This window comes from Roseibium sp. LAB1, assembly GCF_054658235.1.
Map to the genome: position 1 here is coordinate 423,793 of NZ_BAAGIB010000001.1, position 24,856 is coordinate 448,648.

21 protein-coding genes are annotated in these 24,856 nt (G+C 59.0%); 12 read left to right on the plus strand and 9 right to left on the minus strand.

The window, feature by feature from the left end:
- Nucleotides 1-19 precede the first annotated feature (19 nt).
- From ACYQ54_RS02020 to ACYQ54_RS02040, 5 genes are all read right to left on the minus strand, one after another.
- Nucleotides 20-1,819: an ABC transporter ATP-binding protein gene (locus ACYQ54_RS02020; protein WP_460078819.1), complete on the minus strand. Its 1,800-nt coding sequence runs from the start codon at nucleotides 1,817-1,819 to the stop codon at nucleotides 20-22.
- Nucleotides 1,820-1,829: 10 nt separating this feature from the next.
- Entirely contained in the window at nucleotides 1,830-2,912 is a 1,083-nt protein-coding gene (locus ACYQ54_RS02025; protein WP_460078821.1) for an ABC transporter permease, read from the minus strand.
- Between the two features lie 93 nt (nucleotides 2,913-3,005).
- Nucleotides 3,006-4,406 carry a CmpA/NrtA family ABC transporter substrate-binding protein gene (locus ACYQ54_RS02030; RefSeq protein ID WP_460078822.1) on the minus strand — a complete coding sequence of 467 codons (1,401 nt, stop codon included), beginning with the start codon at nucleotides 4,404-4,406 and terminating at the stop codon, nucleotides 3,006-3,008.
- Nucleotides 4,407-4,772: 366 nt separating this feature from the next.
- Nucleotides 4,773-5,882 carry a CmpA/NrtA family ABC transporter substrate-binding protein gene (locus tag ACYQ54_RS02035; protein WP_460078824.1) on the minus strand — a complete coding sequence of 370 codons (1,110 nt, stop codon included), beginning with the start codon at nucleotides 5,880-5,882 and terminating at the stop codon, nucleotides 4,773-4,775.
- A gap of 60 nt (nucleotides 5,883-5,942) precedes the next feature.
- Entirely contained in the window at nucleotides 5,943-6,530 is a 588-nt protein-coding gene (locus ACYQ54_RS02040) for an ANTAR domain-containing response regulator (protein WP_152510539.1), read from the minus strand.
- A gap of 206 nt (nucleotides 6,531-6,736) precedes the next feature.
- On the opposite strand from ACYQ54_RS02040, the gene ACYQ54_RS02045 reads away from it, so the two are divergent.
- From ACYQ54_RS02045 to ACYQ54_RS02095, 11 genes are all read left to right on the plus strand, one after another.
- Nucleotides 6,737-6,922 carry a DUF4089 domain-containing protein gene (locus tag ACYQ54_RS02045; protein ID WP_460078825.1) on the plus strand — a complete coding sequence of 62 codons (186 nt, stop codon included), beginning with the start codon at nucleotides 6,737-6,739 and terminating at the stop codon, nucleotides 6,920-6,922.
- Nucleotides 6,919-8,331: an AtzE family amidohydrolase gene (locus ACYQ54_RS02050; protein WP_460078828.1), complete on the plus strand. Its 1,413-nt coding sequence runs from the start codon at nucleotides 6,919-6,921 to the stop codon at nucleotides 8,329-8,331. Before ACYQ54_RS02045 ends, ACYQ54_RS02050 begins: the two co-directional genes overlap by 4 nt.
- 6 nt (nucleotides 8,332-8,337) lie before the next feature.
- Nucleotides 8,338-9,231: a LysR family transcriptional regulator gene (locus ACYQ54_RS02055; RefSeq protein ID WP_460078830.1), complete on the plus strand. Its 894-nt coding sequence runs from the start codon at nucleotides 8,338-8,340 to the stop codon at nucleotides 9,229-9,231.
- A gap of 191 nt (nucleotides 9,232-9,422) precedes the next feature.
- On the plus strand, nucleotides 9,423-10,550 hold the full coding sequence (locus ACYQ54_RS02060; protein ID WP_460078831.1) for a TIGR03364 family FAD-dependent oxidoreductase: 1,128 nt from the start codon (nucleotides 9,423-9,425) through the stop codon (nucleotides 10,548-10,550).
- 9 nt (nucleotides 10,551-10,559) lie between these two features.
- Entirely contained in the window at nucleotides 10,560-11,342 is a 783-nt protein-coding gene (gene phnX / locus ACYQ54_RS02065; RefSeq protein ID WP_460078833.1) for a phosphonoacetaldehyde hydrolase, read from the plus strand.
- On the plus strand, nucleotides 11,339-12,835 hold the full coding sequence (locus tag ACYQ54_RS02070; RefSeq protein ID WP_460078835.1) for a sulfatase-like hydrolase/transferase: 1,497 nt from the start codon (nucleotides 11,339-11,341) through the stop codon (nucleotides 12,833-12,835). Before phnX ends, ACYQ54_RS02070 begins: the two co-directional genes overlap by 4 nt.
- Nucleotides 12,836-12,982: 147 nt before the next feature.
- Nucleotides 12,983-13,741, plus strand: a complete 759-nt coding sequence (locus ACYQ54_RS02075) for a trypsin-like serine peptidase (RefSeq protein WP_460081646.1) — start codon at nucleotides 12,983-12,985, stop codon at nucleotides 13,739-13,741.
- 166 nt (nucleotides 13,742-13,907) lie between these two features.
- Complete coding sequence (locus tag ACYQ54_RS02080; protein WP_460081648.1) at nucleotides 13,908-14,717, plus strand: NAD kinase; 810 nt, start codon at nucleotides 13,908-13,910, stop codon at nucleotides 14,715-14,717.
- A gap of 144 nt (nucleotides 14,718-14,861) precedes the next feature.
- On the plus strand, nucleotides 14,862-15,386 hold the full coding sequence (locus ACYQ54_RS02085; RefSeq protein WP_460078837.1) for an Hpt domain-containing protein: 525 nt from the start codon (nucleotides 14,862-14,864) through the stop codon (nucleotides 15,384-15,386).
- Nucleotides 15,387-15,486: 100 nt separating this feature from the next.
- Complete coding sequence (locus tag ACYQ54_RS02090) at nucleotides 15,487-17,247, plus strand: caspase family protein (RefSeq protein ID WP_460078839.1); 1,761 nt, start codon at nucleotides 15,487-15,489, stop codon at nucleotides 17,245-17,247.
- 163 nt (nucleotides 17,248-17,410) lie between these two features.
- The gene (locus tag ACYQ54_RS02095) at nucleotides 17,411-19,165 is read left to right on the plus strand and encodes a caspase family protein (RefSeq protein ID WP_460078840.1); all 1,755 of its coding nucleotides are present in this window, start codon (nucleotides 17,411-17,413) and stop codon (nucleotides 19,163-19,165) included.
- A 33-nt stretch (nucleotides 19,166-19,198) separates the two neighbouring features.
- Here ACYQ54_RS02095 and ACYQ54_RS02100 read toward each other — a convergent pair whose 3' ends face one another.
- The 4 genes from ACYQ54_RS02100 to ACYQ54_RS02115 form a co-directional block, all read right to left on the minus strand.
- Nucleotides 19,199-20,266, minus strand: a complete 1,068-nt coding sequence (locus ACYQ54_RS02100; protein ID WP_460078842.1) for a DUF2336 domain-containing protein — start codon at nucleotides 20,264-20,266, stop codon at nucleotides 19,199-19,201.
- Between the two features lie 265 nt (nucleotides 20,267-20,531).
- Complete coding sequence (locus ACYQ54_RS02105; RefSeq protein WP_460078843.1) at nucleotides 20,532-21,839, minus strand: transglycosylase SLT domain-containing protein; 1,308 nt, start codon at nucleotides 21,837-21,839, stop codon at nucleotides 20,532-20,534.
- Nucleotides 21,840-22,176: 337 nt separating this feature from the next.
- Nucleotides 22,177-22,779 carry a flavin reductase family protein gene (locus tag ACYQ54_RS02110; protein ID WP_460078846.1) on the minus strand — a complete coding sequence of 201 codons (603 nt, stop codon included), beginning with the start codon at nucleotides 22,777-22,779 and terminating at the stop codon, nucleotides 22,177-22,179.
- 3 nt (nucleotides 22,780-22,782) lie between these two features.
- A complete protein-coding gene (locus ACYQ54_RS02115) occupies nucleotides 22,783-23,379 on the minus strand; it encodes a nitroreductase family protein (protein ID WP_460078848.1) in 597 nt (198 codons plus the stop codon).
- Between the two features lie 410 nt (nucleotides 23,380-23,789).
- Here ACYQ54_RS02115 and ACYQ54_RS02120 point away from each other — a divergent pair, with 410 nt between their 5' ends.
- Nucleotides 23,790-24,821 (plus strand): hypothetical protein, encoded by a 1,032-nt coding sequence (locus ACYQ54_RS02120; protein WP_460078850.1) that lies wholly within the window; start codon nucleotides 23,790-23,792, stop codon nucleotides 24,819-24,821.
- Nucleotides 24,822-24,856 lie beyond the last annotated feature (35 nt).

A 24,856-nucleotide genomic window follows, 5' to 3' on the forward strand; every position in this document is an offset into this window, starting at 1 on the left:
CAGGTTTCCCTCCTGCACGTCACTCGGCGGCTTCGGCCACGGCCTTTTGCCGTGCCATGCGCGCAGCGCGTTTTTCCTGGATGGATTTCAATTGGTCTTCGCTCGGATCGGCGCCGCCCTCATAAGCTTCCAGGAAGTCCAGAAGCTCTTCGCGGTAGGCGTAGTAATCCGGGTGGGCGAGCAGTTCCTTGCGCGACCGTGGTCGCGGCAGATCCACTTCCATGATGTTGCCGATGCGGGCATTGGGCCCGTTCGACATCATCACCACGCGGTCGGCGAGCAGGATGGCCTCGTCCACATCGTGCGTGACGCAGACCGCTGTCACCTGGGTGCGCTTCCAGACGTCCATCAGGACGTCCTGCAGCTCCCAGCGGGTCAGACTGTCGAGCATGCCGAAGGGCTCATCCAGCAGCAGCAGTTTCGGCGACAGGGCAAAGGCCCGCGCAATGCCGACACGCTGCTTCATGCCGTTGGAAAGCTCGGATGCCGCCTTGTACATGGCGTCGGAGAGGCCGACCTTGCCGAGGTAGTATTCGATCACGTCCCGCTTCTCCTGGCGGGACGCATCCGGATAGACCTTGTCGACACCCAGCTCGACGTTCTCATACGCCGTCAGCCAGGGCATCAGGCTCGGCGCCTGAAAAACCACCGCCCGGTCAGGGCCTGCCTGGGTCACGTGAGTGCCATCGAGAACAATGGCTCCCTCCGTGATCTTGTTGAGACCGGCCACCATCGACAGAACCGTCGACTTGCCGCAACCCGAATGGCCGATCAGGGTGATGAACTCACCTTTTTTCATTTTGAGATCGAACCCGTCGACCACAGTCAGTGGCCCTTTCGGCGTCGGATAGACCTTCTTGAGCTGGGAAAAGTCGAGATAACGTTCTTCGATTGCCGACCCTGCCGCGCGCTCGTAGGCCGACGGCAGCTTGTCCTCGGCATTGCCTGAAGACTTGCCTGAAGACTTGCCCGAGGCTTTTCCGGGACGCTGGGTGATCGGAACGATGTCCGGCAGGACGATGTCCCGTTCCAGATCTGCCCCACGCTCGGCGCCCGCCTCGATCAGATATTCAGTGATATCTGCACGCAGACGGATGAAATCATCGTCGTGATTGAGCTCACCCCGGTCCCGTGGCCGTTTGAACGGCACCTTGAATTCCGGTCCAAGCGTTGCCGGCGTACCGGGCTTCAGCGGAATGATCCGGTCGGCCAGCAGGATCGCTTCGTCGACATCATTGGTGATGAGGACGATGGTCTTTTTTTCCTGCTCGCAAATCGCGGCAAACTCGTCCTGAAGCTTTGCGCGGGTCAGCGCATCGAGCGCAGACAGCGGCTCGTCCAGCAGCAGCAACTCCGGCTGCATGGCAAGAGCCCGGGCGACCGCCACACGCTGGCGCATGCCGCCGGAAAGTTCCGAAGGCTTGCGGTCCCTGGCATGTCCCAGACCGACCATCCCGATATACTTGTCGCAAATGGCTTTGCGCTCAGCCGAGCTCTTCTTCTTGAAAACGCTGTCGACCGCCAGCGCAACATTGCCGAAGACCGACAACCACGGCATCAGCGAATAGGATTGAAACACCACTCCGCGATCCGGGTGCGGTCCGTTGATTTCCTTGTTCTTGAAGATGATGCCGCCCTTGTCCGGCTCGATGAGGCCGGCCAGAAGAGAGATCAGCGTGGTCTTGCCGGTGCCGGAAAATCCGACAATGGCAATGAACTCGCCTTCTTCCACTTTCAGGTTGATGTCGTCCAGCACATCCGTCCGGGTGGCATTTTCACCGTAGGACTTGGAGACACCGGAAATTTCCAGAAAGGACATATCCGTCTCCTTATCGGTTGGCCGAGAATGTGAAGGCACGCTGCAGGGCGAACATCAGCCGGTCGAGCATGAAACCGATGACGCCGATGGTCAGAACAGCCACCATGATCTTGGCCAGTGACTGGGAAGACCCGTTCTGGAATTCATCCCAGACGAATTTTCCAAGCCCCGGGTTCTGCGCCAGCATTTCCGCAGCAATCAGGACCATCCAGCCCACGCCCAGCGACAGGCGAAGCCCTGTGAAAATCAGCGGCAGTGAAGACGGCAGCACCAGTTTGGTGACGGTCTTCCAGGTGGGAAGCTGCAGGACCCGGCCAACGTTCATCAGGTCCTTGTCGACGGAGGCAACACCAAGTGCCGTATTGATCAACGTCGGCCACATGGAACACAGCGTGACGGTAACCGCCGAAATCAGAAGAGACTTCGACAGCCAGTCCACCGGATCGGCGTAGGTTGCCGACACGATCATCGTCACGATCGGCAACCAGGCCAGCGGTGACACCGGCTTGAAAATCTGAATGAGCGGGTTGATGGCACCGTTGAAGGAGCGCGACAGACCCGAAGCAATCCCGAGGGGCACCGAAATAAGCGTCGCAATCAGGAAGCCAAGGCCGACTGTCTTCAGCGAGGTTCCGATCTGGTCGATATAGGTCGGCTTGCCGGTATACTCGCGCCACTTGACCTTGTCGGTCTTGCCTTCGGCTTCGTATTTCGCGTTGCGCTGGTCCTGGCGCTCGTAAAAGGCATCCGCCTTTTCACGTTCGCGCACATGGTCGTCCCAGAGGTTGACCGCCTGGGACCAGACCGCTGCGGGCCCGGGAACGGCGCCAAGTGACGTCTGCACCTGCGGCGCCAGCGCCCCCCAGAGCACGAGAAAGGCAGCGATCCCCAGAAGCGGGATCACGAGTACGCGCTTCAGTTCACCCAACTGTTCTCTCGGGCTGTCACCCGCTGCGATTTTCAGAAGCGGCACGGTCCAGGACAGGCCGAGTGCGTCCAGCCAGCCGGCGGCCTTGTTGATCCGTGTGAAGAGTTTTTCCCGTCGCGCGGCGCGGGCAAGGTCCTGACTGCCTGCGGTATCGGCATTGGCCATGATGGCGATCCTTGTTCGAAATCTGTCGGTTCGTATCGAATGAGAAAGAGGGAGCGGCGGGGCTGCTCGTCCGCCGCTCCAGTTGAGGGGAAATCAGCCGCCCACGACCTGGTTGCCGTCGACTACCTGTTTGCCCTTCAGGCCGATCGGAAGGCTGTCGATGTAGGCGTTGGGCTGCTTGCCGTCGTAGGGAATGCCATCGATGATGTCCGCGGCCGGGGTCGGTGCGCGGTAACCGTCCGTGTCCCAGGGAAAATCTTCCTTGGCCACATGGCCTTCCTCGACCAGCAGTTCTGCGGCTTTCAGGTAAATGTCCGGACGGTAGACGGACTTGGCGACCTCTTCGTACCAGCTGTCCGGCTTGTACTCTGAGATCTGCCCCCAGCGACGCATCTGGGTCAGGTACCAGACAGCGTCGGAATAGTAGGGATAGGTCGCGAAGTAGCGATAGAAGACGTTGAAGTCCGGAACATCACGCTTGTCACCCTTCTCGTACTCGAAGGTGCCGGTCATGGAGTTGGCGATGACCTCCTTGTCCGCGCCGACATATTCCGACCGGGACAGGATCTCGACAGCTTCCATACGGTTGGCATTGTCGTTCTCGTCCAGCCACTTGGCCGCCCGGATCAACGCCTTGGTAAGTGCGAGCGTCGTGTTCGGGTATTGCTCGGTGAATTCCTGCGTAAGACCGAAGACCTTTTCCGGATTGTTCTTCCAGATCTCGTAATCGGTGATGACCGGAACACCGATCCCCTTGAAAACAGCCTGTTGGTTCCAGGGTTCGCCAACGCAGTAGCCGTAGATGGTGCCGGCTTCGAGCGTTGACGGCATCTGCGGCGGCGGCGTCACGGACAACAGCGCATCTGCCTGGATCTGGCCGGAAATATCGGAATTTGAATAGAAGCCCGGGTTGATGTCGCCGGACGCCAGCCAGTACCTCAGCTCGTAGTTATGGGTGGAAACAGGGAAGACCATGCCCATGTTGAACGGCTTGCCTTCGGACTTGAACTTGTCGACGACAGGTTTCAGCGCGGAGGCCTTGATCGGGTGGACCGGCTTGCCGTCATCCTGCATTTCCAGATGCGGCTTCATCATCTCGAAGATTTCGTTGGAAACGGTGATGCCGTTGCCGTTGAGGTCCATGGAGAAAGGGGTAACGATGTGCGCCTTCGTGCCGAAACCGATGGTGGCCGCCAGCGGCTGGCCCGCCAGCATGTGAGCCCCGTCCAGCTCACCGGTGATGACCCGGTCGAGAAGAACCTTCCAGTTCGCCTGTGGCTCAAGCGTAACGAACAGCCCCTCTTCCTCGAAATAGCCAAGCTCATACGCAACAGCGAGCGGGGCCATATCTGTCAGCTTGATGAAGCCGAAAGTCAGTTCGTCCTTTTCCACGTCCAGCATTTCCGCAAAAGCACTGGAAGCGGACACCAGTGCGGTGGCGGCCATCAGGGCACCCAGTGCGGTTCGGCGAGTAAAATTCAGGGTCTTTTTCATTGTCGCGTCCTGTCCCTCTTTCGTCCTGCACCGTCTTCAACCGGGCACAGGAGCAATAAAAAAGCCGCCGACCGAACCAGCACGCGGGAGGAATTCCCATGCGGTTCAGATCGGCGGCTTTGCCTGTGCACCCGGCAGTGAGTGCGATATCTGGTAGGCCTACGTTGGCCTCACCCAGCTAAAAGCACGAAGCGTGCCAGTTTTGAGTAAATGAAATTTCCTCTTGATTATAGACACTTACAAAAACAGGGGTTTCAGAGCCTGCACATCCACTGCATTTTTAATCGGCTAAGTTCGCAGGCAGTTGAATGTTTTTTGTGCAATGCAGCGCAAACGAGCACCTGGTGAACCGGACTTTTTCGGCGGCTAGAACCGCACTCCGTCGAACATCTCGATCGCCACATCCGTCGAGACGCCCGCGAGATCCAGAGCCGACAGATAGGCACCAGGGGAGAAGATCTCCTCCACTTCCCTTTCTCCCTGCTCGGAGCGTTCAACCTGACCCCACCGCACCATCTGCTCGTAGAACCATTTGCCATGCACCGGCATGGGCGCCGCCTTTACGCCGCCCGAGAAGGTCAGGAAATCCGGAACGACCTTCACCACCCCTGGCCCGAGCGTGATCCGCCCAGACAATGCAGCAAGGCAAATCTCGGCGGGACAGCCAAGAAGATCCGGCCTGGCCAGAATGTCCGCCAACTCGACATTATTCTGCGGATCGGCGCACCAGTCGGCAGCAGCCGAGAAAGCCCGCATCAGCGCGGCCAGCGTTTCCGGATTGGCTTCGGCCCATTTGCGTGTAACGCCAAGCACCTTCTCCGGACTGTCCGGCCAGATCGCCTGCTTGTAGGTCGCAATGCGACCCGTGCCCGCATCGACGGCCGCCGTGTTCCAGGGTTCGCCGACGCAATAGCCATCAAGCTGCCCCGCTGCCAGTGCATCAGCCATGACTTGCGGCGCAAGCACGGTAATCTCGACATCCCGGTCGGGATTTATGCCAGCCGCCGCCAGCCAGTAGCGCAATTCATATGCATGGCCTGAAAAGGGATGGACCACGCCGAAATGCAGGAGTGGCGCATCCGCCTCCTGCCGGGTAGCGATCACCCTTGCCAGCGCCGCGCCGGTTGATACCGGATCGCCGTCAGGATCCGCCCCGACTGCAGTCATCTCCGCCCAAAGCGCATTCGACACCGTTATGGCGTTGCCTCCCAATCCAAGAAGCATGGGCGCAAGCATCGGCACCGCGAGACTGGTCAGGTTGAGACTGGAGGCAATCGGCATTGGCGCCAGCATGTGGGCCACATCGAAATGCCCAACGGAAATACGGTCGCGAATGTTGGCCCACGACGTTTCACGGATAAGCTTCAGCGCAATGCCTTCCTGCTCGGCAAAACCAAGTTCGGCGGCAGCCACGACGACGGCACTGTCCAGGAGCGGAATAAAACCGGCAATAACGGGTTTCAAGTTCGTGTCCATGATCCTCCAGTCCCCTGATTGGCCGCCTCTCCCCGTCCGGTCGTTCTTGTTGTCATCACATCAGTCTCCCAGCAATCCGCTGGCGATCACCAGGCTTTGCGCCACGTCGATGATCTTCCGGCTCTGGTTCATGGCCGTACGGCGCAAAAGGTCGTAGGCCTCCTGTTCGCTGAGCCCCTTCGATTTCATGAGGATGCCTTTGGCACGGTCGATGGTTTTCCGGTCTGCAAGTTCAGAGCGCACTTCCTCCAGCTCCTCTGTTAGCCTGGAAAACGCACGGAAACGGCTGATGGCCATGTCGAGGATCGATTTGACCCGTTCTCGCTTCAGCCCGTCGACGATATAGGCCGATACACCTGCATCGACAGCAGCCTCGATGGAATGGCTGTCCGACTTGTCGACGAACATGGCAATGGGCCGCCGCACCGCGCGCGACACCTGAAACATATGCTCGAGCTGGTCCCGATTCGGGTTTTCCAGGTCGATGACAATCACGTCCGGATTGATATCCGCGATCTGACGGACCAGCCCTTCCATCTGGTGCACAAGAATGACCTTGTCGTGCCCAGCATCGCGCAATCCCTGCTCGATGATGGAGGCACGGATCTTGTTGTCGTCTATAACCAGAATGGAAAGCCCGCCGCTCATGCCGACATTATGCGCAGGGCTAATTTTTATGCAACAAAAATGCTGCGTCGCAACAATCCGGCTGGGGGCCGTCATTCTTGACCAGCCCCGGCGCGATGAAAACGGGCGGCCGGAACATCAGGTGACAAAAGGCAAAATCTTCTCTGGACACGGCCTTGCAGGCTTTGAAAGATGCATTGAGAAAATTTGGGATAAAGGACAGCGGGATGGCGGACACGTTTGAGCCCACGGCGCATGTGGCCCACATGGAAAAGATGTTGGGGCTGACAATCGAAGAAGACTGGCGCCCGGTTGTGGAAATGCACATTGCCGCGATCGAGAAAGCCGCCGATGCCGTTCTGAGCTTTCCGCTGGATGATCATGACGAAACCGCACCGGTCTATGTCCCATGAGCGGTGACAGCAACGAATTGAACACCCGCACGGCGGTTCAGACCGCAACTGCCATCAACAGCGGTGACATCAAGGCACTGGAAGTTGCTTACGCCGCTCTTCAGGCAATTGAGACCCTCAACCCCAGGGTCAACGCCTTCACCGATGTGTTGAGCGAGCGCGCACTGATGGAAGCACGTGCCGTCGATGACGCGATTGCCGAGGGCCGCAACCTGCCGCTGGCAGGCGTGCCTTACGCGGTCAAGAACCTTTACGATGTCGAAGGCCTGACCACGCGCGCCGGAGCGAAGATCAATCGTGAAAACCCGCCGGCATCGTCCGACGCCACGCTGGTGCGAAAACTGAAAGAGGCCGGGGCGGTTCTTGTTGGCGCGACCCACATGGGCGAATACGCCTACGATTTCACCGGCGAAAGCGCACATGACGGCAATTGCCGCAATCCACACGACACCGGTCATATGACCGGCGGTTCATCCTCCGGCTCCGCCGCAGCCGCTGCTGCCGGCATGGTGCCACTTGCCATGGGGTCCGATACCAACGGCTCCATCCGCGTGCCTGCTTCCTTCTGTGGCCTGTTCGGCCTGAAACCGACCTACGGGCGTCTCAGCCGCGCCGGCACCTATCCCTTTGCCGGCAGTCTGGACCACCTCGGCCCGCTAACCCGCTCCGCCGAGGACCTGGCGCTGATTTTCGACGTTCTGCAGGGTTATGACCCGACAGATCCAGCTCAGGCAAACCATCCGGAAATTGAAACCCACGCAAGGCTTGCGGAGGATATCGGCCCGCTGCGCATCGCAGTTGCCGGCGGATATTTTCGCGAAAAGGCTCTTCCCGATGCTCTCGATGCCGTCGATCTTGTCGCAAGGGCCCTTGGCGCCAGCCTGGAGATTGATATTCCGGAAGCAGCCCGCGCTCGCGCCGCGGCCTATGTCATTACCGCCGCAGAAGGTTCCACCCTGCATTATTCGCGCATCAGGAACCGACCCCAGGATTTCGATCCGGAGACCCGTGACCGCTTCCTGGCCGGAACCATGGTGCCGGCAATCTGGGTCCAGCAGGCCCAGCGCTTCCGTAGCTGGTTCCGTGACCTTTTCCGCAAGATCTTCGAAAACGTCGACGTTCTGCTGGCTCCGGCAACGCCCTTCCCGGCCCTGCCATCCGGCACCAAGACCTTCACGATCGGCGGCGAGACCATGCCGGCCCGGCCGAACATCGGCCTGTTCACGCAGCCAATCTCCTTCATCGGCCTTCCGGCAGTGACGGTACCGGTCTGGCTTGAGGGGGCCAAGCTGCCCATCGGGGTTCAAGTGATCGCGCCGGCATGGCGTGAGGATCTGGCGCTCCGCGTCGCTCATCATCTGGAACAGACAGGCACCTGCCGGGCTCCTGTCGCCGATCTGTCGGCCTGACCCCTCGTGACAAAGGAACCGGTCCGCACGACAGGCAATCTCAGCCTCGCGCAACTGCGCGCACTGGAAGCAGTGGTGCGTACCGGCAGTTTCACGGAAGCAGCCAGGGAAATCGGCGTCTCCCAGCCCTCGATTTCCAACCACATTCAGGGTCTGGAAACCCGCTTCAAGACGAAACTCCTGATAAAAACTGGCTATTCAGTGTCCGCGACCCCGGCCCTTGAAGACCTTCTGCCGCGTATCAGGGCCGTCCTGGCATTGGCTGGTGATCTGGAAATCGAACTCTCTCGCCATCGCACACTGGCAACCGGAGAACTCAGGATCGGCTATTCCACTTATCAGCTCGCCATCCCGAAGATTTCGTCATTCATGGAAAGACACCCGACCATCACCATCGAAGCGCGCGCTCTTGCCAGCCAGGATATCGTCGACCTGATTGAAAATGGGGGCCTCGATATCGGTTTCATCACCGGCAGAGAGATTCCGGCTGGCCTTGAAGGTGACCTGATCATCAAGACCCGCATTGTTCTGGCAGCCCCTCCCCAGCACCCATTGACCGGCAAAGACAGTGTCACATGGGCGGACATCGCCGAACTTCCCCTCCTCCAGCGAGAGGGAAGTTCCGGCACACGGCGCCTGTTCGAAGCAGCCGCGACGCTTGCCGGCGTCAGACCCAAGACCAAACTTGCGCTTGGTTCCTGGGGCTCCATTGCAACACTAGTCAGATCCGGTGCGGGCATCGGTGTTGCCCTGGAAGCAGAAATTACCGAACGCGACGGCTGTGTCGCCGTGCAGATCGACGACACCAGCCTCAACGCACATCATTTTTGCGTCTGGCAGAAAGACATGGGCAAGGTGGCCGCCGTCGAAGCTTTTCGAAACCGCTTACGCAATGCATGATAGATTGACGTCACCACCTACTTCATAACAAAAACTTATACATATCTTATTTTCATAGACCTTCCAAACCAACCGTGTTTTCTGATCCCGACACCCTAACCGCAGTCCGTAGATGTCGTTTCCATCGCCTGCGATAAAAACGCACGACACGTTCTTCGGACACCACCAACACTGTTCCAGAGACCTTCTGAATGAAACAGGGATCATATGACCTTGCGATCGTCGGGGCGGGAATCGTCGGGCTTGCACACGCACTGGCCGCCGCCAGGCATGGCAAGAAAGTTGTCGTGATCGATCGCGACAGCTACGCCAACGGCGCATCCATCCGCAACTTCGGCTTCGTGACCGTAACCGGACAGCAGGCAGGCGATTGCTGGCAGAAAGCATCACGCAGCCGGCAGATCTGGGCGGACGTTGCCAAAGGCGCGCGTATTCGGCTGCTGCATGAAGGCTTGACCGTGACTGCACGGCTGCCGGAATCGGAAGCCGTCATCGATGCCTTTCTGAAGACTGAAATGGGTGCGGACTGCCTCCGCTTGACCCCGGCGGAAGCCTCCCTCAAGGTTCCCCGGCTGAAGCAGGAAACGATCACCTGCGCCCTTTATTCGCCTCTGGAAGTGCGAGTAGAATCAAAAGATGCTCTTCCACAGATTGCCAACTGGCTGGAAGAAGTTCACCAGGTCGACTTTCTCTGGCAGACAAGCGTCAACTCGGTCGCGACACCGCGACTGAAAACCTCGCGCGGAACGGTTCACGCTGAAACGGTGATCATTTGTCCCGGTGACGATAGCACAACGCTATTTGCCGACAGGATCACCTCCTACGACGTTACACGCTGCAAACTTCAGATGTTGCGCGTGGCCCCTCGCAAGCGGATTGAACTTGGCACCGCCGTCATGTCCGATCTCGGCCTTGCCCGCTATCTCGGTTATGCGGAATTGCCCGAGGCCGCCCCGCTGAAAACCCGGTTGGACACGGACATGAGGGAACACCGGGAAAACGGCATCCACCTGATCGTGGTGCAATCCGAAGACGGCAGCCTTGTTGTCGGCGACAGCCACCACTACAGCCCGACACCGGACCCCTTTATCGACAAGACCGTGAACGATCTGATCCTGGACGAGATGGAGACGATCCTCGATCTCGGCCCCTATGATATCTCGGAAACCTGGATCGGCACCTATGCCTCGGCCCCCGACCGCTGGCGCTTCACCGATGCGCCGGACGATGCCACCCGCATCGTCGTTGTCACGGCCGGTTGCGGCGCCTCAACCGCCTTCGCCATCGGCGAGGAAACCATTGCCGATCTCTACGCCTAAGGAACCAACATGAGCAAGTTCAAAGCCGTGGTCTTCGATTGGGCCGGCACCATGATCGATTTCGGCTCCTTTGCCCCAATGGGTGTCTTCGTAAAAGCTTTCGAGACATTCGGAATTACAGCAACCATCGAGCAGGCACGCGGCCCGATGGGCAAACCGAAATGGGATCACATCCGCTCCATGATGGATGATCCCGACATCTGCGCCCAATGGACCACCAAATATGGCGATGCGCCGACCGATGCCGATGTCGACAAGGTCTACAAGGTCTTCGTGCCGATGAACGAGAAGGTTGTCGCAGACTTTTCCGATCTCGTTCCAGGTGCTGCCGACGTTGTCAGATCCTTGCGCGCCAAGGGCATCAAGATCGGCTCGACCACTGGCTACACCCGTTCGATCATGGAGCGCGTGCTGCCGAAAGCCGCCGCACAGGGCTACGAACCGGACAACCTGATCTGCGCCGACGACTTGCCGGAAGGCCGTCCCGGTCCGCTCGGCATGTATCAGTGCTTCGTCGATCTGGTCGCCTATCCGCCGAGCGCGGTCATCAAGGTGGACGATACGGAACCCGGAATCGCCGAAGGCGTGGCAGCCGGTTGCCTGACGGTGGGCCTTGCCCTTTCGGGCAATTACGCCGGCAGGACACCGGAAGAACTTGCCGCACTATCAGAAGATGAGGTTGACGCCCTGCGCCAGCATGCAACGGTACAGCTCAGGAAAGCCGGAGCGGATTACGTGATCGACACGGTCGCGGATCTGCCCGCGCTGATCGAGAAACTGGAAACGGCATGACCCGTCCGAACATCCTGCTGATCACCGCCGACCAGTGGCGCGGCGACTGCCTCGGCACCGTTGGCCACCCGGTTGTCAGGACGCCGAACCTTGATGCCTTTGCCGAAACCGCAACCGTCTTCGAGCAGCACTATGCGGCAACCGCGCCCTGCTCCCCGGCAAGGGCGTCGCTTTATACCGGGCTCTACCAGATGAACCACCGGGTGGTCTGGAACGGCGCCCCGCTGGACGACCGCTTCGACAATATTGCACGCGCCGCGCGCCGTGCGGGATACACGCCGACGCTGTTCGGCTACACCGACACCGCCCCGGACCCGCGCCTGCACGACCCGAACGACCCCGCCCTGTCCACCTACGAAGGAGTTCTGCCCGGCTTCCAGGTGCGCCAGCCCCTGGCCGAGGACGACAAGCCGTGGCTCTCCTGGATGGCCGCACGCGGGCATGACCCGGCGAGCTTTCCGACCATCCACCACGTTGAGCCAGAAGATGGGGAAAAGGTCAGCCTCAAGGCAGCCAAGTATTCCAGGGACGAAACCCAGACCGCCTTCATGACGGATGCGTTTCTGACATGGCTCGGCGAGCAGGAGGAAGACAGACCGTGGATGGCCCATGTCTCCTTCCTGCGTCCGCATCCGCCAATCGCAGTCCCTGCCCCCTATATCTCCCTCTACAATCCGGATGACGGTCCCGGCTTCACCGGAGCGCCGTCAGCTATGGAAGAAGCGGCCTTTCATCCGCTATTGGCAGCCTTGCAGGACTATCAGCAGCTTCCCTTCCACATGCCGGGCACCAAGGACTTCGTGCGCGATCTGACGCAGCACGATCTCAGGCGGCTTCGTGCGCTCTACTTCGGCATGATCACCGAAGTTGACGCGCAGCTCGGCCGGATCTTCCAGTCACTTGAAACCCTCGACAACACGCTGATCGTCTTCACCTCCGATCATGCGGAAATGATGGGCGACCACTGGATGCTCGGCAAAGGCGGTTTCTACCGTGAAAGTTATCACATTCCACTGATGATCCGGGCTCCGGGCGGAGCAAGGGCGAACCGGGTCTCAGCCTTCACTTCTTCAACCGATATCTTCCCGACACTGCTGGACCTGCTGGACGTTGCCCCCGAGCACGCCCCGGACGGAGCAAGCCTGCTGCCTTACCTGTCCGGCCAGACACCGCTTTCCTGGCGTGATGCCGCCTTGTGGGAGTTTGATTACCGGCAGTTTCTGAAAAAGTGGCCCGAGAAATTCCCGGCATCTGCTCACGAGGGCTCATCCGCCGCGCTCTGCCGCCTCGGATCCGAATGGCAGTTCGTGCATTTCACCGGCATGCCGAACATCCTCATGAAAGCTGCGCCTGCGCAGGCCACTCCCGCCAACGAGGCGGCCCGTCATCCTGACCTTGTCATTGACAACCTTGACGCGCTTGTGGGGACCCGGATGCGCCACAACGACGAGACGCTGGCCCGCACCCTGGTCTGGGACTACTATCAGGAATAGCGCGGATCCTGGCCGATCCGCTTAGGGCGACGTTAAGCGACGAACGACAGAATGAACCCTCCACTGGGGCTCTGAAGCATGTGCGCGACTTTGCGGGAAAATCGGCTTTTTACCGAGATTGGACGGAGTGCTCTCCGTGCCTTGGGCGTGGCACTGGTCGCTCTGCTCTCGCACCAGCATGCGTCCGCGGCCCCAATTGAGTTCAAGGTCATCGACTCGATCGATCCACCCTGGCCGTCCATTGGCCGGGTAAACGTTTCCGGCTTCAGGTCGACAGCCATGTGCACCGGCACCTTGATCGCACCCGATATCGTGCTCACAGCCGCCCATTGCCTGTACAACAAGACGACCAGCAGGCCGTATCCGATTGAAGACCTTCTGTTCATGGCCGGCGTTCGGCGGGACGAATACTCGGCCCGTCTGGAACCTGCCTGCGCCTTAACCGCGCCAGGATACGAGCCAAGGCAGAAACCCAGATTGCGGGACGTTCACAAAGATGTCGGTATCATCTTGCTGAAGGAGCCCAGCACATTACCACCCGTCCCCGTGCTTTCGCTGGACGAGGCCTCAGTCCTGACCAAGGACACACGGTTTCAATCCGCGGGTTACCGCCGCAGCCGCCGGTACCTGCCAACCGTCGTTCCCGCGTGCCGGGTCATGGGAACAGCCGAGGACAGCTGGGTAACGGATTGCGCCTCGGAAGCCGGCGCGTCGGGTGGCCCGCTACTTGTGGATACGCCGAACGGGCTTCGTGTTGCCGGCATCATGTCAGCCAAGATCGACGACGTCCGCTCTGCCATTGTGCCTTTTCTGGAATGGCAGGACCTTTTGGCCAACCCGAGTTGTGGCGATGACGGTGCCCCGGCAGCCCCGGCTCTCCGGTCATTGCTTGATACGGATAACTGACGACAATTCAGCCGACGGGCACAATCTGAACCGAAAGACAAATTTTCTCTGCACCTCTGCCGGTTGCCCGGCTATGGTGCTACTCCCTGAATTCGGCATGGAACAGCTTCGCGACGCGGACAGATTTCCGGCCGACAGACTGCCAGACGCAAAGACCCCTTGGCTCATGTACCAATCTGCGCCTCCTTCAAGTACCGAACACTTCCGCCCGGTTTCCACCGACAAGCTTGCCTTCGTGGCCAGCGACACGGAGGAAGCGCTCAAGGCGCAGGAGGATCTGTCCGCCCGATACGGCAACGTTCCGGTGGCTGAAGCCGATGTCATAGTGGCCCTCGGCGGTGATGGCCTGATGCTGCAGACGCTTCACAAGCACATGGGCAGTGGCAAGCCGATATACGGCATGAACCGCGGCTCGGTCGGCTTCCTGATGAACGAGTACCGGGAACACGACCTGAACGAGCGCCTCGCCATGGCGGACATCACGACCATTCGTCCGCTGGAAATGACCGCGACAACCGCGAACGGCGTCCACCATGCCCTTGCCATCAACGAGGTGTCACTGCTGCGCCAGACATCGCAGGCAGCCCGTTTGCGCATTTCCGTTGACGGCCGCGTTCGTCTGGAAGAGCTGGTCTGCGACGGCATCATTGTTGCGACCCCGGCCGGCAGCACCGCCTACAATCTCTCCGCACACGGCCCGATTCTGCCGATCACGGCACAATTGCTGGCCCTCACACCCATCAGCGCCTTCCGCCCACGTCGCTGGCGCGGCGCAATTCTGCCGAACGGTGCCAAGGTCGATATCGAGATACTGGACGCGGGCAAACGACCAGTCAGCGCCTCGGCAGATCACACCGAAATCCGCCATGTGACCCACGTTTCAGTCCGGGAAGCCGCAGAGGCCGAAGGCGTGATCATGTTCGATTCCGATCACGGCTGGGACGAACGTATCCTCACAGAAATGTTCCGCTATTAGTTTCCAAACACCGTAACGGAAACACCCTGTTAAGTATGATTGCCGATACTGCGGGCCACGGGCTCCGGCAAGTGGCACGACAGTTATGCCGTTTAAGTGCCGCAACCGCCGGACCGAGCCAGGATAACGAGGACATTTGCCGTCATGGCCGACACTGCCAAGGACCAGGAATATGAAATCTTGTCCCCGCCATCTGACCTGCGCAGCAAGGTTCGGGAACTGACGCCTCGCGAAGCGAAGAAATTCGACCCGGTGAAGGCTGCGGAGGCAGCGCTGGAGCGCTTGTCTTCCCATTTCGGCACCTGGATGGACAACGAAAGCGCCACCCTGCTCCATGCCTGGGAGGTCGTCCGCACCGAGGGATTGAACGAAGAAACCCTCGCCACCCTGTTTCAGGCTGCACATAACATCAAGGGCCAGGCCCTGACACTGGGCTTTCCGCTTGTCGGTCAGGTTGCAGCCAGTTTCTGCCATCTGATCGAAACCGTGCCCTCGCCGGACAAGTTGCCCCTGGCCCTTGTCGAACGCTATGTCGAAACCATTCGCGCCATGGTGGCGGAAGGTGCCAAGGATGAAGCCAACAAGACCGGCGTAGAGCTTCTGGAAACCCTGCAAGGCGTAACGGAAGAATATCTGGCGCAGTTCCCGCCAAAACCTGAAGACGTCTAACCGGCCCAATCGCCAACCAAAAACTGTATTTCTGCCGCGACGTCAAAGAGTTGGTTGACACAGAAATCAGCCACGCATAGCATCCGGTTATTCATGGAGAATGGCCGTGAAACATTTTTTTTGTTTCTTTTTTCTTTTATTGCTGACTTTGACTTCCGCACATGCCGAACGAAGGGTAGCACTCGTAATAGGGAATTCCGGCTACGCGAATGTCGCGGAGCTGAAGAACCCCTACAACGATGCCAAGGGCATGTCGGACAAGCTGACGGACCTCGGGTTCGATGTCGTCACAGGTGTCGACCTGAGCTTGCGGGACATGCGCCAGACCGTGCGCGAGTTCATCAAGAAGCTCGACAACGCAGATCTCGCGCTGTTCTTCTACGCGGGCCATGGCATTCAGGTGAACGGCGAGAACTATCTCGTCCCGGTCGATGCCGAACTCAGCACCCATCTCGACCTTGATTTCGAGGCCCTGCCCGCAAATCTCGTGCTCAATGCCATGGAGCAGAGCACGAAGGTCAACCTTGTCTTTCTGGATGCCTGCCGGAACAACCCGTTTACGGAAAACCTTGCCCGGTCCATGGGAACGCGCTCCAGTGCGGTCGGGCGTGGCCTTGCAAAGATCGGCTCCGGGGTCGGCTCCCTGGTTTCCTTCGCCACCCAGCCGGGCAATGTCGCGCTTGACGGCGATGGCGAGAACAGCCCGTTTACAACTGCCCTGATCAAGCATCTCGGCACGCCCGGTCAGGATATCACCCGCGATCTGGTAATGGTGCGCCGGGACGTTCTGGAAGCCACCAAGGGCCAGCAGGTTCCCTGGGACAATTCTTCACTGACTGGCGAAGTCATTCTCAAACAGCTTGAGATGGTGCAGCCTGTCGAACCGGAGAAGCCCGCGATCAACCCGCAGATCGAGCTGACCTATTGGGACTCGATCAAGTCCGGGCAGAAGGCAGCCTACTTCGAAACCTATCTGTCGCGCTACCCGGAAGGCCAGTTCGCTGACATAGCCCGGATCCGACTGGACGAGATCAAGGCAAAGGCTGAAAGCGACAAGGCCAAGCAGGCGAAGCCGGACGCCACGGCTGAGATCACTTACTGGCAAACAATCCAGAATTCGACCCGGCCGGAGATGTTCGAGAGTTATCTCGGCAGATACCCGAACGGGATCTATGCCGACCTTGCCCAGCTGAAAATCCAGTCGATCAAGAGCCAGGCGGAAGCCGACGCGCGCCGCAAGGCTCAAGCTCAGGCAGAAGCCCAGGCGGTCGCTTCGGCAGCAGCGAATGCAACGCCTGAAAGAACGACGGCCAAGCCGACTGACGAAATCACCGTTGCCGCCCTGACGCCTGATCAGGCGCCGTCAACAACCTCGCTTGCACCGGTAGCGTTGCTCTCGCCTGAAGATCTTGCAACGGCACTCCAGACCGAACTCAACCGGGTCGGCTGTTCGGTTGGCCGTGTTGACGGCGACTGGGGCAACAGAAGCCGCCAGGCACTGAGAACCTATGGCCGCGAAGCTGGTATCGATTTGGCATCACTCGACCCGGATCCATCGATTCTGGAACAGCTCAAGAAATCAACCGGACGCGTTTGCCCGCTCACCTGTGGACGGAACCAGGAACTGAAGAACGGCCGCTGTGTCGCCAACAGAAAGCCTGAACCGTCCAACAACAGCGCAAAGCCGAGCACCAAGACCAAAACCGCCGACAGTTGCCCGAAAAACCCAACCGTATATGGCAACAAGATCATCGGCAGAGTGCCCGGCATCGGACGACAGACATTGACGCACCCATGCGGCAGAAAGCTTGCTTGCAAAGGCTCGAAGGCCAGCTGGATATTGACCTGTAACTGGATTTAACCGCTCGGCTGAAGTCTGATTTACGAATGTTCGAAGTTGAAATATTCCGGCAAGCCCATGATCTGAACTACGATCCCGGCTTGCCGGAGTGCCCTACGGGAGAGTAGCCGGCATACCTTTTGCCCAACAGCTCCCGAGTGCCGATAGGTCTGGAGAAACGCCTGTGAAGCAGATACTTGCATGCCTGTTGCTTCTTGCGTTTGCCGCAAGTGCGGCACATGCCGAACGCCGTGTGGCGCTTGTGATCGGCAATTCCGGTTATGAACATGTCACCAAGCTCACCAACCCCGACAACGATGCCAAGGGCATGGCCGAGAAACTGGCCAGTCTGGATTTTGAGGTCGTAACCGGCACCAACCTGTCGCTTCGGGATATGCGAAAGACCGTGCGGGAGTTCATCGCCAAACTCGAAGGCGCGGATCTCGCCCTGTTCTTCTACGCCGGTCATGGCCTGCAGGTGAATGGCGAGAACTATCTGGTGCCGATTGATGCCGAGTTGAGTTCCTATGTGGACCTGGAATTCGAGGCAATGCCGGCGAACCTTGTTCTCAATGCCATGGAGCATTCCACAAAGGTCAATTTGGTGTTTCTGGACGCCTGCCGAAACAATCCGCTGGCTGAAAACCTGGCACGGTCCATGGGCACCCGCTCCGGATCGGTTGGCCGGGGCCTTGCCAAGATCGGCTCCGGTGTCGGATCGCTTATTTCCTTTGCCACGCAGCCAGGCAATGTTGCGCTTGATGGCGACGGCAAGAACAGCCCCTTCACGACTGCCCTGCTGAAACATCTCGGCACGCCCGGACAGGATATTACCCGAGACCTCGTCATGGTTCGCAGGGACGTTCTGGAAGCCACCAAGGGACAACAGGTTCCCTGGGACAATTCCTCGCTCACCGGCGAAGTGATCCTCAAACAGCTTGAGATGGTGGAGCCCATTGAACCGGAAAAGCCAGCGATCAACCCGCAAATCGAGCTGGCCTACTGGGATTCGATCAAGTCCGGCGAATCCATCGCCTATTTCGAGACCTACCTGACGCGTTACCCCGAGGGCCAGTTCGCGGATATAGCGCGGATCCGGATCGATGAACTCAAAAGACGCAGCGAGGCGGAAGCTGCTCGGAACGCGAAACCCGACACGTCCGCCGAAATCGCTTTCTGGCAATCGATCCAGAACGCCACTCGGCCGGAAATGTATGAAACCTATCTTGAGCAATATCCGGAGGGGATTTACGCCAAGCTTGCAAGGCTGAAGATAACGTCGCTGGAACAGCAGGCCCAGGCGGCTGCCGAAGCAGCTGCCGCGGCAAAGGCGGTCAAGGCGACTGAAGCTTCCAGGCCTGCCTCCCCTGCTCAGGAGATTGCAGTTGCTGCCCTGCCTCAGCAGGAGACGGTTCCAACCACATCAGCAACAGACATAGCGCCACCAAGCAGCAGCCGGTCACTCTCACCTGAAGAACTTGCAACAGCGATGCAGACGGAATTGAACCGCATCGGCTGTTCTGTCGGACGCGTGGACGGTGACTGGGGAAACCGCAGCCGGCAGGCGTTGAGAACATTTGGCAATGAAGCGGGGGTCGATCTTGCATCTCTGGACCCGGACCCAACCATACTTGACCGACTGAAGCAGTCGACAGGCCGTGTCTGTCCGCTGACATGCGGCCGGAACCAGGAACTGAAAAACGGCAAGTGCATCGCCATTCGTCAGGAGAAACCGTCAAAATCAAACGAGAAGTCCAACACCGGCAAGACCGCACAATCAGGCAGCGCTTGCCCCGCCAATCCGACAGCATCTTCCCGAAGACTGGTTCATTTTAACAACCGGCAGATCACCGCGACCATCACGCACCCTTGCGGGCGGCAAGTCGTCTGCAATCGCAACCTCAAAACAGGCACACTACCTGCTTGTTTCTGGAAGTAACGTCGAGCTTTTGATATGGAACTTGACGGCGGCTCAGGCGGCCGCTGTCACCTGCAGCCCGCTGTTCTTGACGAGCAGCCGTGCTTCCAGGCGAGCCACGTCGATGGCGAAACGGCGCAGGAATGCGGTGACGTCTTCGTCCGCCCCCAGGGCGCCGTCCTGCATTTCCGAAAGCAGTGTTTCCGTCAGCATGCGGGCTTCGTCCAGCGCCAGATCATAGGTGAAATCGGCATCCGCCTGCCGGGCAATATCGATGGCCAGCAGGAAGGCCTGGTGTGCCCGCAGAGGCAGACCAGCCTTGCGGAGCATGGCCTGCAGCGCCGATCGGCGAACGGTCACCAGAAGTTTGCACAGCCTCGGCAGCGGCACCTGGCCCAGGTTGGCAAGAGCTGCAGCGAAAAACCGCAAGCGGCCACAACAGACGGCGCGTAACAAAAGCCGGGTGGTCAGCTTGCCATTGATACGAAGATGTTCGACAAAATCCGGCAGATCATCGGCACCGGCTTCAAGTGCAAGCCGCAGCACGACCTTGTCTTCCGCATCACTCAAAAACGTGTGGCGCTGGTTTTCCGGAACACGCTCCAGCACGATCGGATGGTCGTCCAGGTTCTGCGCAAGCCGCATCAGCAACTGGTAGCGTGTGGTCAGGGGCAGATCACGGGTTTTCAGCAGCTGGTCGCACAGATCCGGACGGTCTTCGAACCTTTGCGCGATACGCAGAAGAGATGACTGAAGAATTCGGGCACTTCTGTTTTCCAACAGTACCCGGCAAGCCTGTTCGCAGCCGACCTCGCAGATGGCGGCACAAACCGAAGCCGGCAGGCCTTCGCGCGAGGCAATGGCGCATTGAACGGCATCACTGCCTTCCGCAAGAAGGTCGACCAACTCCACTTCCGTCAGAATGGGTGAATACTTCAGCACCGGCAATGCCACCTCGTCGACATCGCTGGCAAGGCAGCGGACAACGTGGCCTGGTGCGTAGGCACTTGACGCGAGAAGGCTCGCAATCGTCTTGCGGACGGCGCGACTGGGATCGTCGAGAAGAATCGTCAGGGCTGCAGCCATGCTGATCTGTTCCTGACTGCCCGGTTCGGCAGCCAAATAACGGTCCGCGAATTCTTGCGCGGCCCGTATATCCAAGGTGCGCTCGTCAACTTCGTTCAGAGGGTGAAAGTCATGTGCGTTCATGGCGGTAAAACAATCTTCCCAAGTGTCGAGTGACAGTCTGACATCAAAGGCTTAACGATCGGTTCACCATAATTTTGCCAGGTTCTCTGGCTTGCGCCCGCTCCTCCCCGTGCATGATGGGCAGGATCTCTCAGGCAGGTTGACCATCTTTCGACTGCCTGTCCTCGCCGACCTGTCTTCAAGCCGGCGGAAGCAGGTCCTTTTGCTCCTCTTCGGCTTTCAGGCGGAGGAAGCGGGTCAGGTCCAGCGGCCCGCCCTGATTGACCAGCGCCAGTTCCTGCGCCTGCACCTGGTTGGAAGCTCCGGACAGGGCGCTGACAAGAGCAGCTTCTTCCACTGCCGCGAAAGCCGACGCAAAACGCGGGTTGACGCCTGCCTGATTCGAGGCCTCGTCGTTGCGGAAAAGCGCTTCGAACGGGTTGGCCGTCTCCGTCGCCTGGAAGGCCGACAGAACCCGGTTGCTTGCATCGAAATCTTCACCGTCGATGGCCGCTTGCCGCCTATTCTGCGGCACCGGGCGATCAGAGGTCACCGATCCGACACTCTCTTCCAGAAAGGCTGCGCTCGCAGTTGAAGTTGCAGCTTGCTCCGTACCGCGCTCGGGCAACGGTACGTTGGTCTGTGCCAGTTGAAACAATTCCCCCTGTGGCAATTGAGGGCTTGTGCTGTCGGCCCTGGCAATCTGGCCCGGCCCGGCGGGCTTGGCCCGCATCGCAAAGGCCGCAGCAGGATCTCCAGCCAGATGATCGAAAGACTTCTGGTTGATCATTGACGCGCCGTCCGCTGGCTTTGCGTTGGGCAGCGTCGCGACCTGTGTAAGCTCTCCGGATGTCCTCAGGTTCTTGTTTGTGCTGGCCTGCGCAATCATCGTCACGGCGTCATGCTTGGAAACGATGACCTCGTAAACCTCCTGCATCGACCGGGCCTTGCCGTTCGAATGATAGAAGATCGGCTTGTTGGCGCGGGCCTGAGCCGAAAAAACCTTGTCGGCACGCATGTCTGGGTTGGCGCCGGCTGCACCGATCAGTCTGCTTGCTCCGTTTGCTCCGAGGAAATGAGCCATGTAGAGCTCGCCGTCGGTCGGTTCACGTCCGATTCTGCGTTCCAGATACTGGGCATTCTTCTGCGTGAGTGCCCCTGCCATCGTCGACGAAATTTCAGGATCCTTGCGCAAGTCCAGGATTTCCCGCCGCATTTGCGGGTCGCTGACATAGAATTTTCCGCTCTTGGAGCGCTGGATCTGATCTGCGTATTTATCAAGACCGTGTTTCGGACCGGCTTCCTTCATTGTTTCCAGCCAGGTGGATTCAATGAATTGGAACAACCCTGTGGCGCTGGATGTCCTGGCCTTTGCCGTTGGGTTGAATGACGATTCTCGCGCAGCTGTCTTGACCAGGTAGTCGAATGACGTACCCGTTGAAGTACTCGCAGACTGAAACGCAAGCTCGATCCTAGACGCGATCGAGGCGGTGTCAGCAACTCGCATGACCCTGTCTCCTCGACGGAACCAAATTATCACTTCGTTAACTTTCAGCGTTAACTTTCACGCCCAAAAGGTTAACAAAACCTTAACAACACACAGGTGGGGATCTAAGCAACTACAGGCGGGTCTTTTTTCTTTTGTGCCTGGTCAGAACTACTTATGTCGAAAGCCGGTAATGTGGACAGACAAGGGACTACCGGCCATTTCCTTTGGAAAAACGCACCAGGAAAAAAATCGACTACTGCATTCGAATAACGCTGTTTTCCATGAGTCGGCAAGTCTCAAAAAATGGCGCCGACATTGCCGGCGCCCGTTTTGGCCATAATCGTTCGAATTGGCGTTAAGCTTTGGGCCGCCCCATCTGGAACACCTCGTTCACCACGGCGTAGTCCATGTAGCCAAGCCTGGATAGCGGCTTGTAGAGCGTCACATCGACCTTTCCGTCGACGATAACGCTTTCGTCGATGTGAACGCCAACCACCTGGCCGAAAACCACGTAGCTGTCCGTTTCCGCACCAGCCAGCGTCTTCAACCGCAGGGTCTGGAGGTGTTTGCATTCCAGAGCGGTAACAGCCCTTGCCACGCGAGGAGCCTTGACCAGGTGGGAAGACGCCATCTCCAGTCCCGACAGATCGAACTCGGAGATCTCGTGCGGCACAGCCGCGGAGGTCTGGTTCATTTCATCCTTGAGACCGTGGTTCGCCATGTTGCAGACGAACTCACCGGTCGCGTCAATGTTCGAGACACTGTCCTTGTATCCGCTTGAGGAGAACATCACGATCGGCGGGGTATCGCAGACGGCGTTGAAAAAGCTGTAAGGTGCCAGATTGGCCTTGCCGTCCATGTCGAGCGTGGAGATCCAGCCGATGGGCCGCGGCGCGACAATCGCCTTGAACGGGTTATGCGGCAGGCCGTGGTCGTTTTTTTCCGTTTCATAGAACATGGGTCAGTTGGTCTCTGTCCAGGTGGATACAAGGTCGGCAAGGTCAGGGCGTGGACGCTCGAAAGGTGGCTGCGTCGGGGTTCCGATGTGAACGAACCCGGCAAACCGTTCTCCCGCGCGCGCTCCCAGAAAACGGGCGGCTTCCTCGTCAAAGGCGAACCACTCGGACAGCCACTGGGATGCAAACCCGGAAGCCGCTGCCGCCGTGAGAAGGTTCATGCAGACAGCACCAGCGGAAAGCTGCTGTTCCCAGACGGGGATTTTCGGGTGCTCTGCCGCCTGGCTGAGGACGCCGATCACCAAGGGTGCGCGGGTAAAACGGGTCAGTTCCTTTTCCCGCTGTTCACCGTCGAGTGGGCCGTTTAGGCTTTCATACCGGTCAGCCAGCCAGGAGCCGATCTTCGCACCCTGGTCCGGCCCGTAAAGTACAAAGCGCCACGGTGCCAGCTTGCCGTGGTCGGGCACACGCGTAGCAATGGTCAGAATATCGTTGATCTGTTCTTCGCTCGGCCCGGGCGCCGTCATGGTGACGGAGGGATGCGAGCGCCGCTGGCGCAGAAAGTCCAGAGTTGCCGGCGATCCGGCGCTGTTACTCGGCATGAAAAGGTCCTGTCCGCCTGTTGCAATCGTAAGATCCACCTAATTCATTGACCGTAATTGTCAACTTTGATCGCGGCGTCTTGAATTTGCCCAATTTTCAGGCGCATTAAGGGGCAACGCTGCAGTGCGGTGAATCTCGGAAATATCGCCTTTGCCCCGAGGATGCTCAAAGTGCGACGAGAATTCGGAAAAACGTACTGGAAACAGAAACATAGTCGTTACCCTGCCCCCTGTGCGCATGCACAAGGCTGGACAGACCGGGTCTCCAGGGTCGGTTTCAGGTGACGAATGCCTCAAAAGACTGGTAAAAGTCTGCGAGTCAAAATGATAACGACGTGGGCATGGTAAATTCAGAACCTCTCTCCGGCCGATCGGCTTTGAAGCGTGCCGTTAAAAGCACCGCGTTCTGTATGATGCTGAGTGCCGTCTTTTCGATGGGCGTTGCTCCTGCTTCCCAGGCACAGACATCGGACATTCCTCCGGCACCTGCCGAAAAACCGGACCCGAATGCACCCTCCACGCCTCCCGAAAACCCGATCATCAATCTGCTCGACCGCGAGCCTGAGCCCCTCTTCTCCGACACGCTTGTCCCCTATGCTCCGGCCCGGGCGTCTTCCCCTGGCATCAAGGGCGGTTTGCGGCAGGGTGCTCTGTACCTGATGGCAAAGCTGACGCCCGACAGCCCTCCCCTGAACGAAGGGCTCATCTGGCGGATCTATTCGGAAACGACCAATGCCGACGGCCGCCTGCAACTGGTGGCCACCTCCCAGGGCGGTGATGCCGAATTCCGTCTCGACCCGGGCACCTACCTGATCCACACCGCTTACGGCTTCGCCCAGGCAACCAACCGCATTGTCATCGGCAAGGAAGTTCAGTCGAAGATGGTGACGCTCAATGCGGGCGGCATCAAGTTCGGCGCAGCCCTCAAGGATGGTGAAGACCTCGACGGACGTGCTGTTGCCTTCGATCTCTACGGCATGGAGTTCAATCAGCGCGGCGAACGCAACCTGATCGCCAGCAACGTCAAGCCGGGCTCCATTCTTCGTCTCAGCGCCAATACCTATCATGTCGTCAGCAAATACGGCGACGTGAACGCGGTCGTCCGGGCCGACATCCAGGTTCTGCCCGGCAAGCTGACCGAGGCAACGATCTTCCACAAGGCTGCCGGCATCACGCTCAAGCTGGTCAACGAACGCGGCGGTGAAGCCATCGCCAACACAACATGGTCTGTCCTGAGCCCTGGTGGTGACGTCGTTGTGGAAGCAACCGGAGCATTCCCCGATTTCGTACTGGCAGAAGGCGAATATGAAGCCCTCGCCCGCAACAACGGCCGCACCTATCTGCACACTTTCCAGGTAGAGCCGGGTGAAGACCGGGAAGTTGAAGTGGTGACATCCATCAGCGAACTGGCAAGCCAGCAGCAATCCAGCATCAGCAACTGAGTTGCCGTTGGCACTCTGACTGTCGCACATCCAAT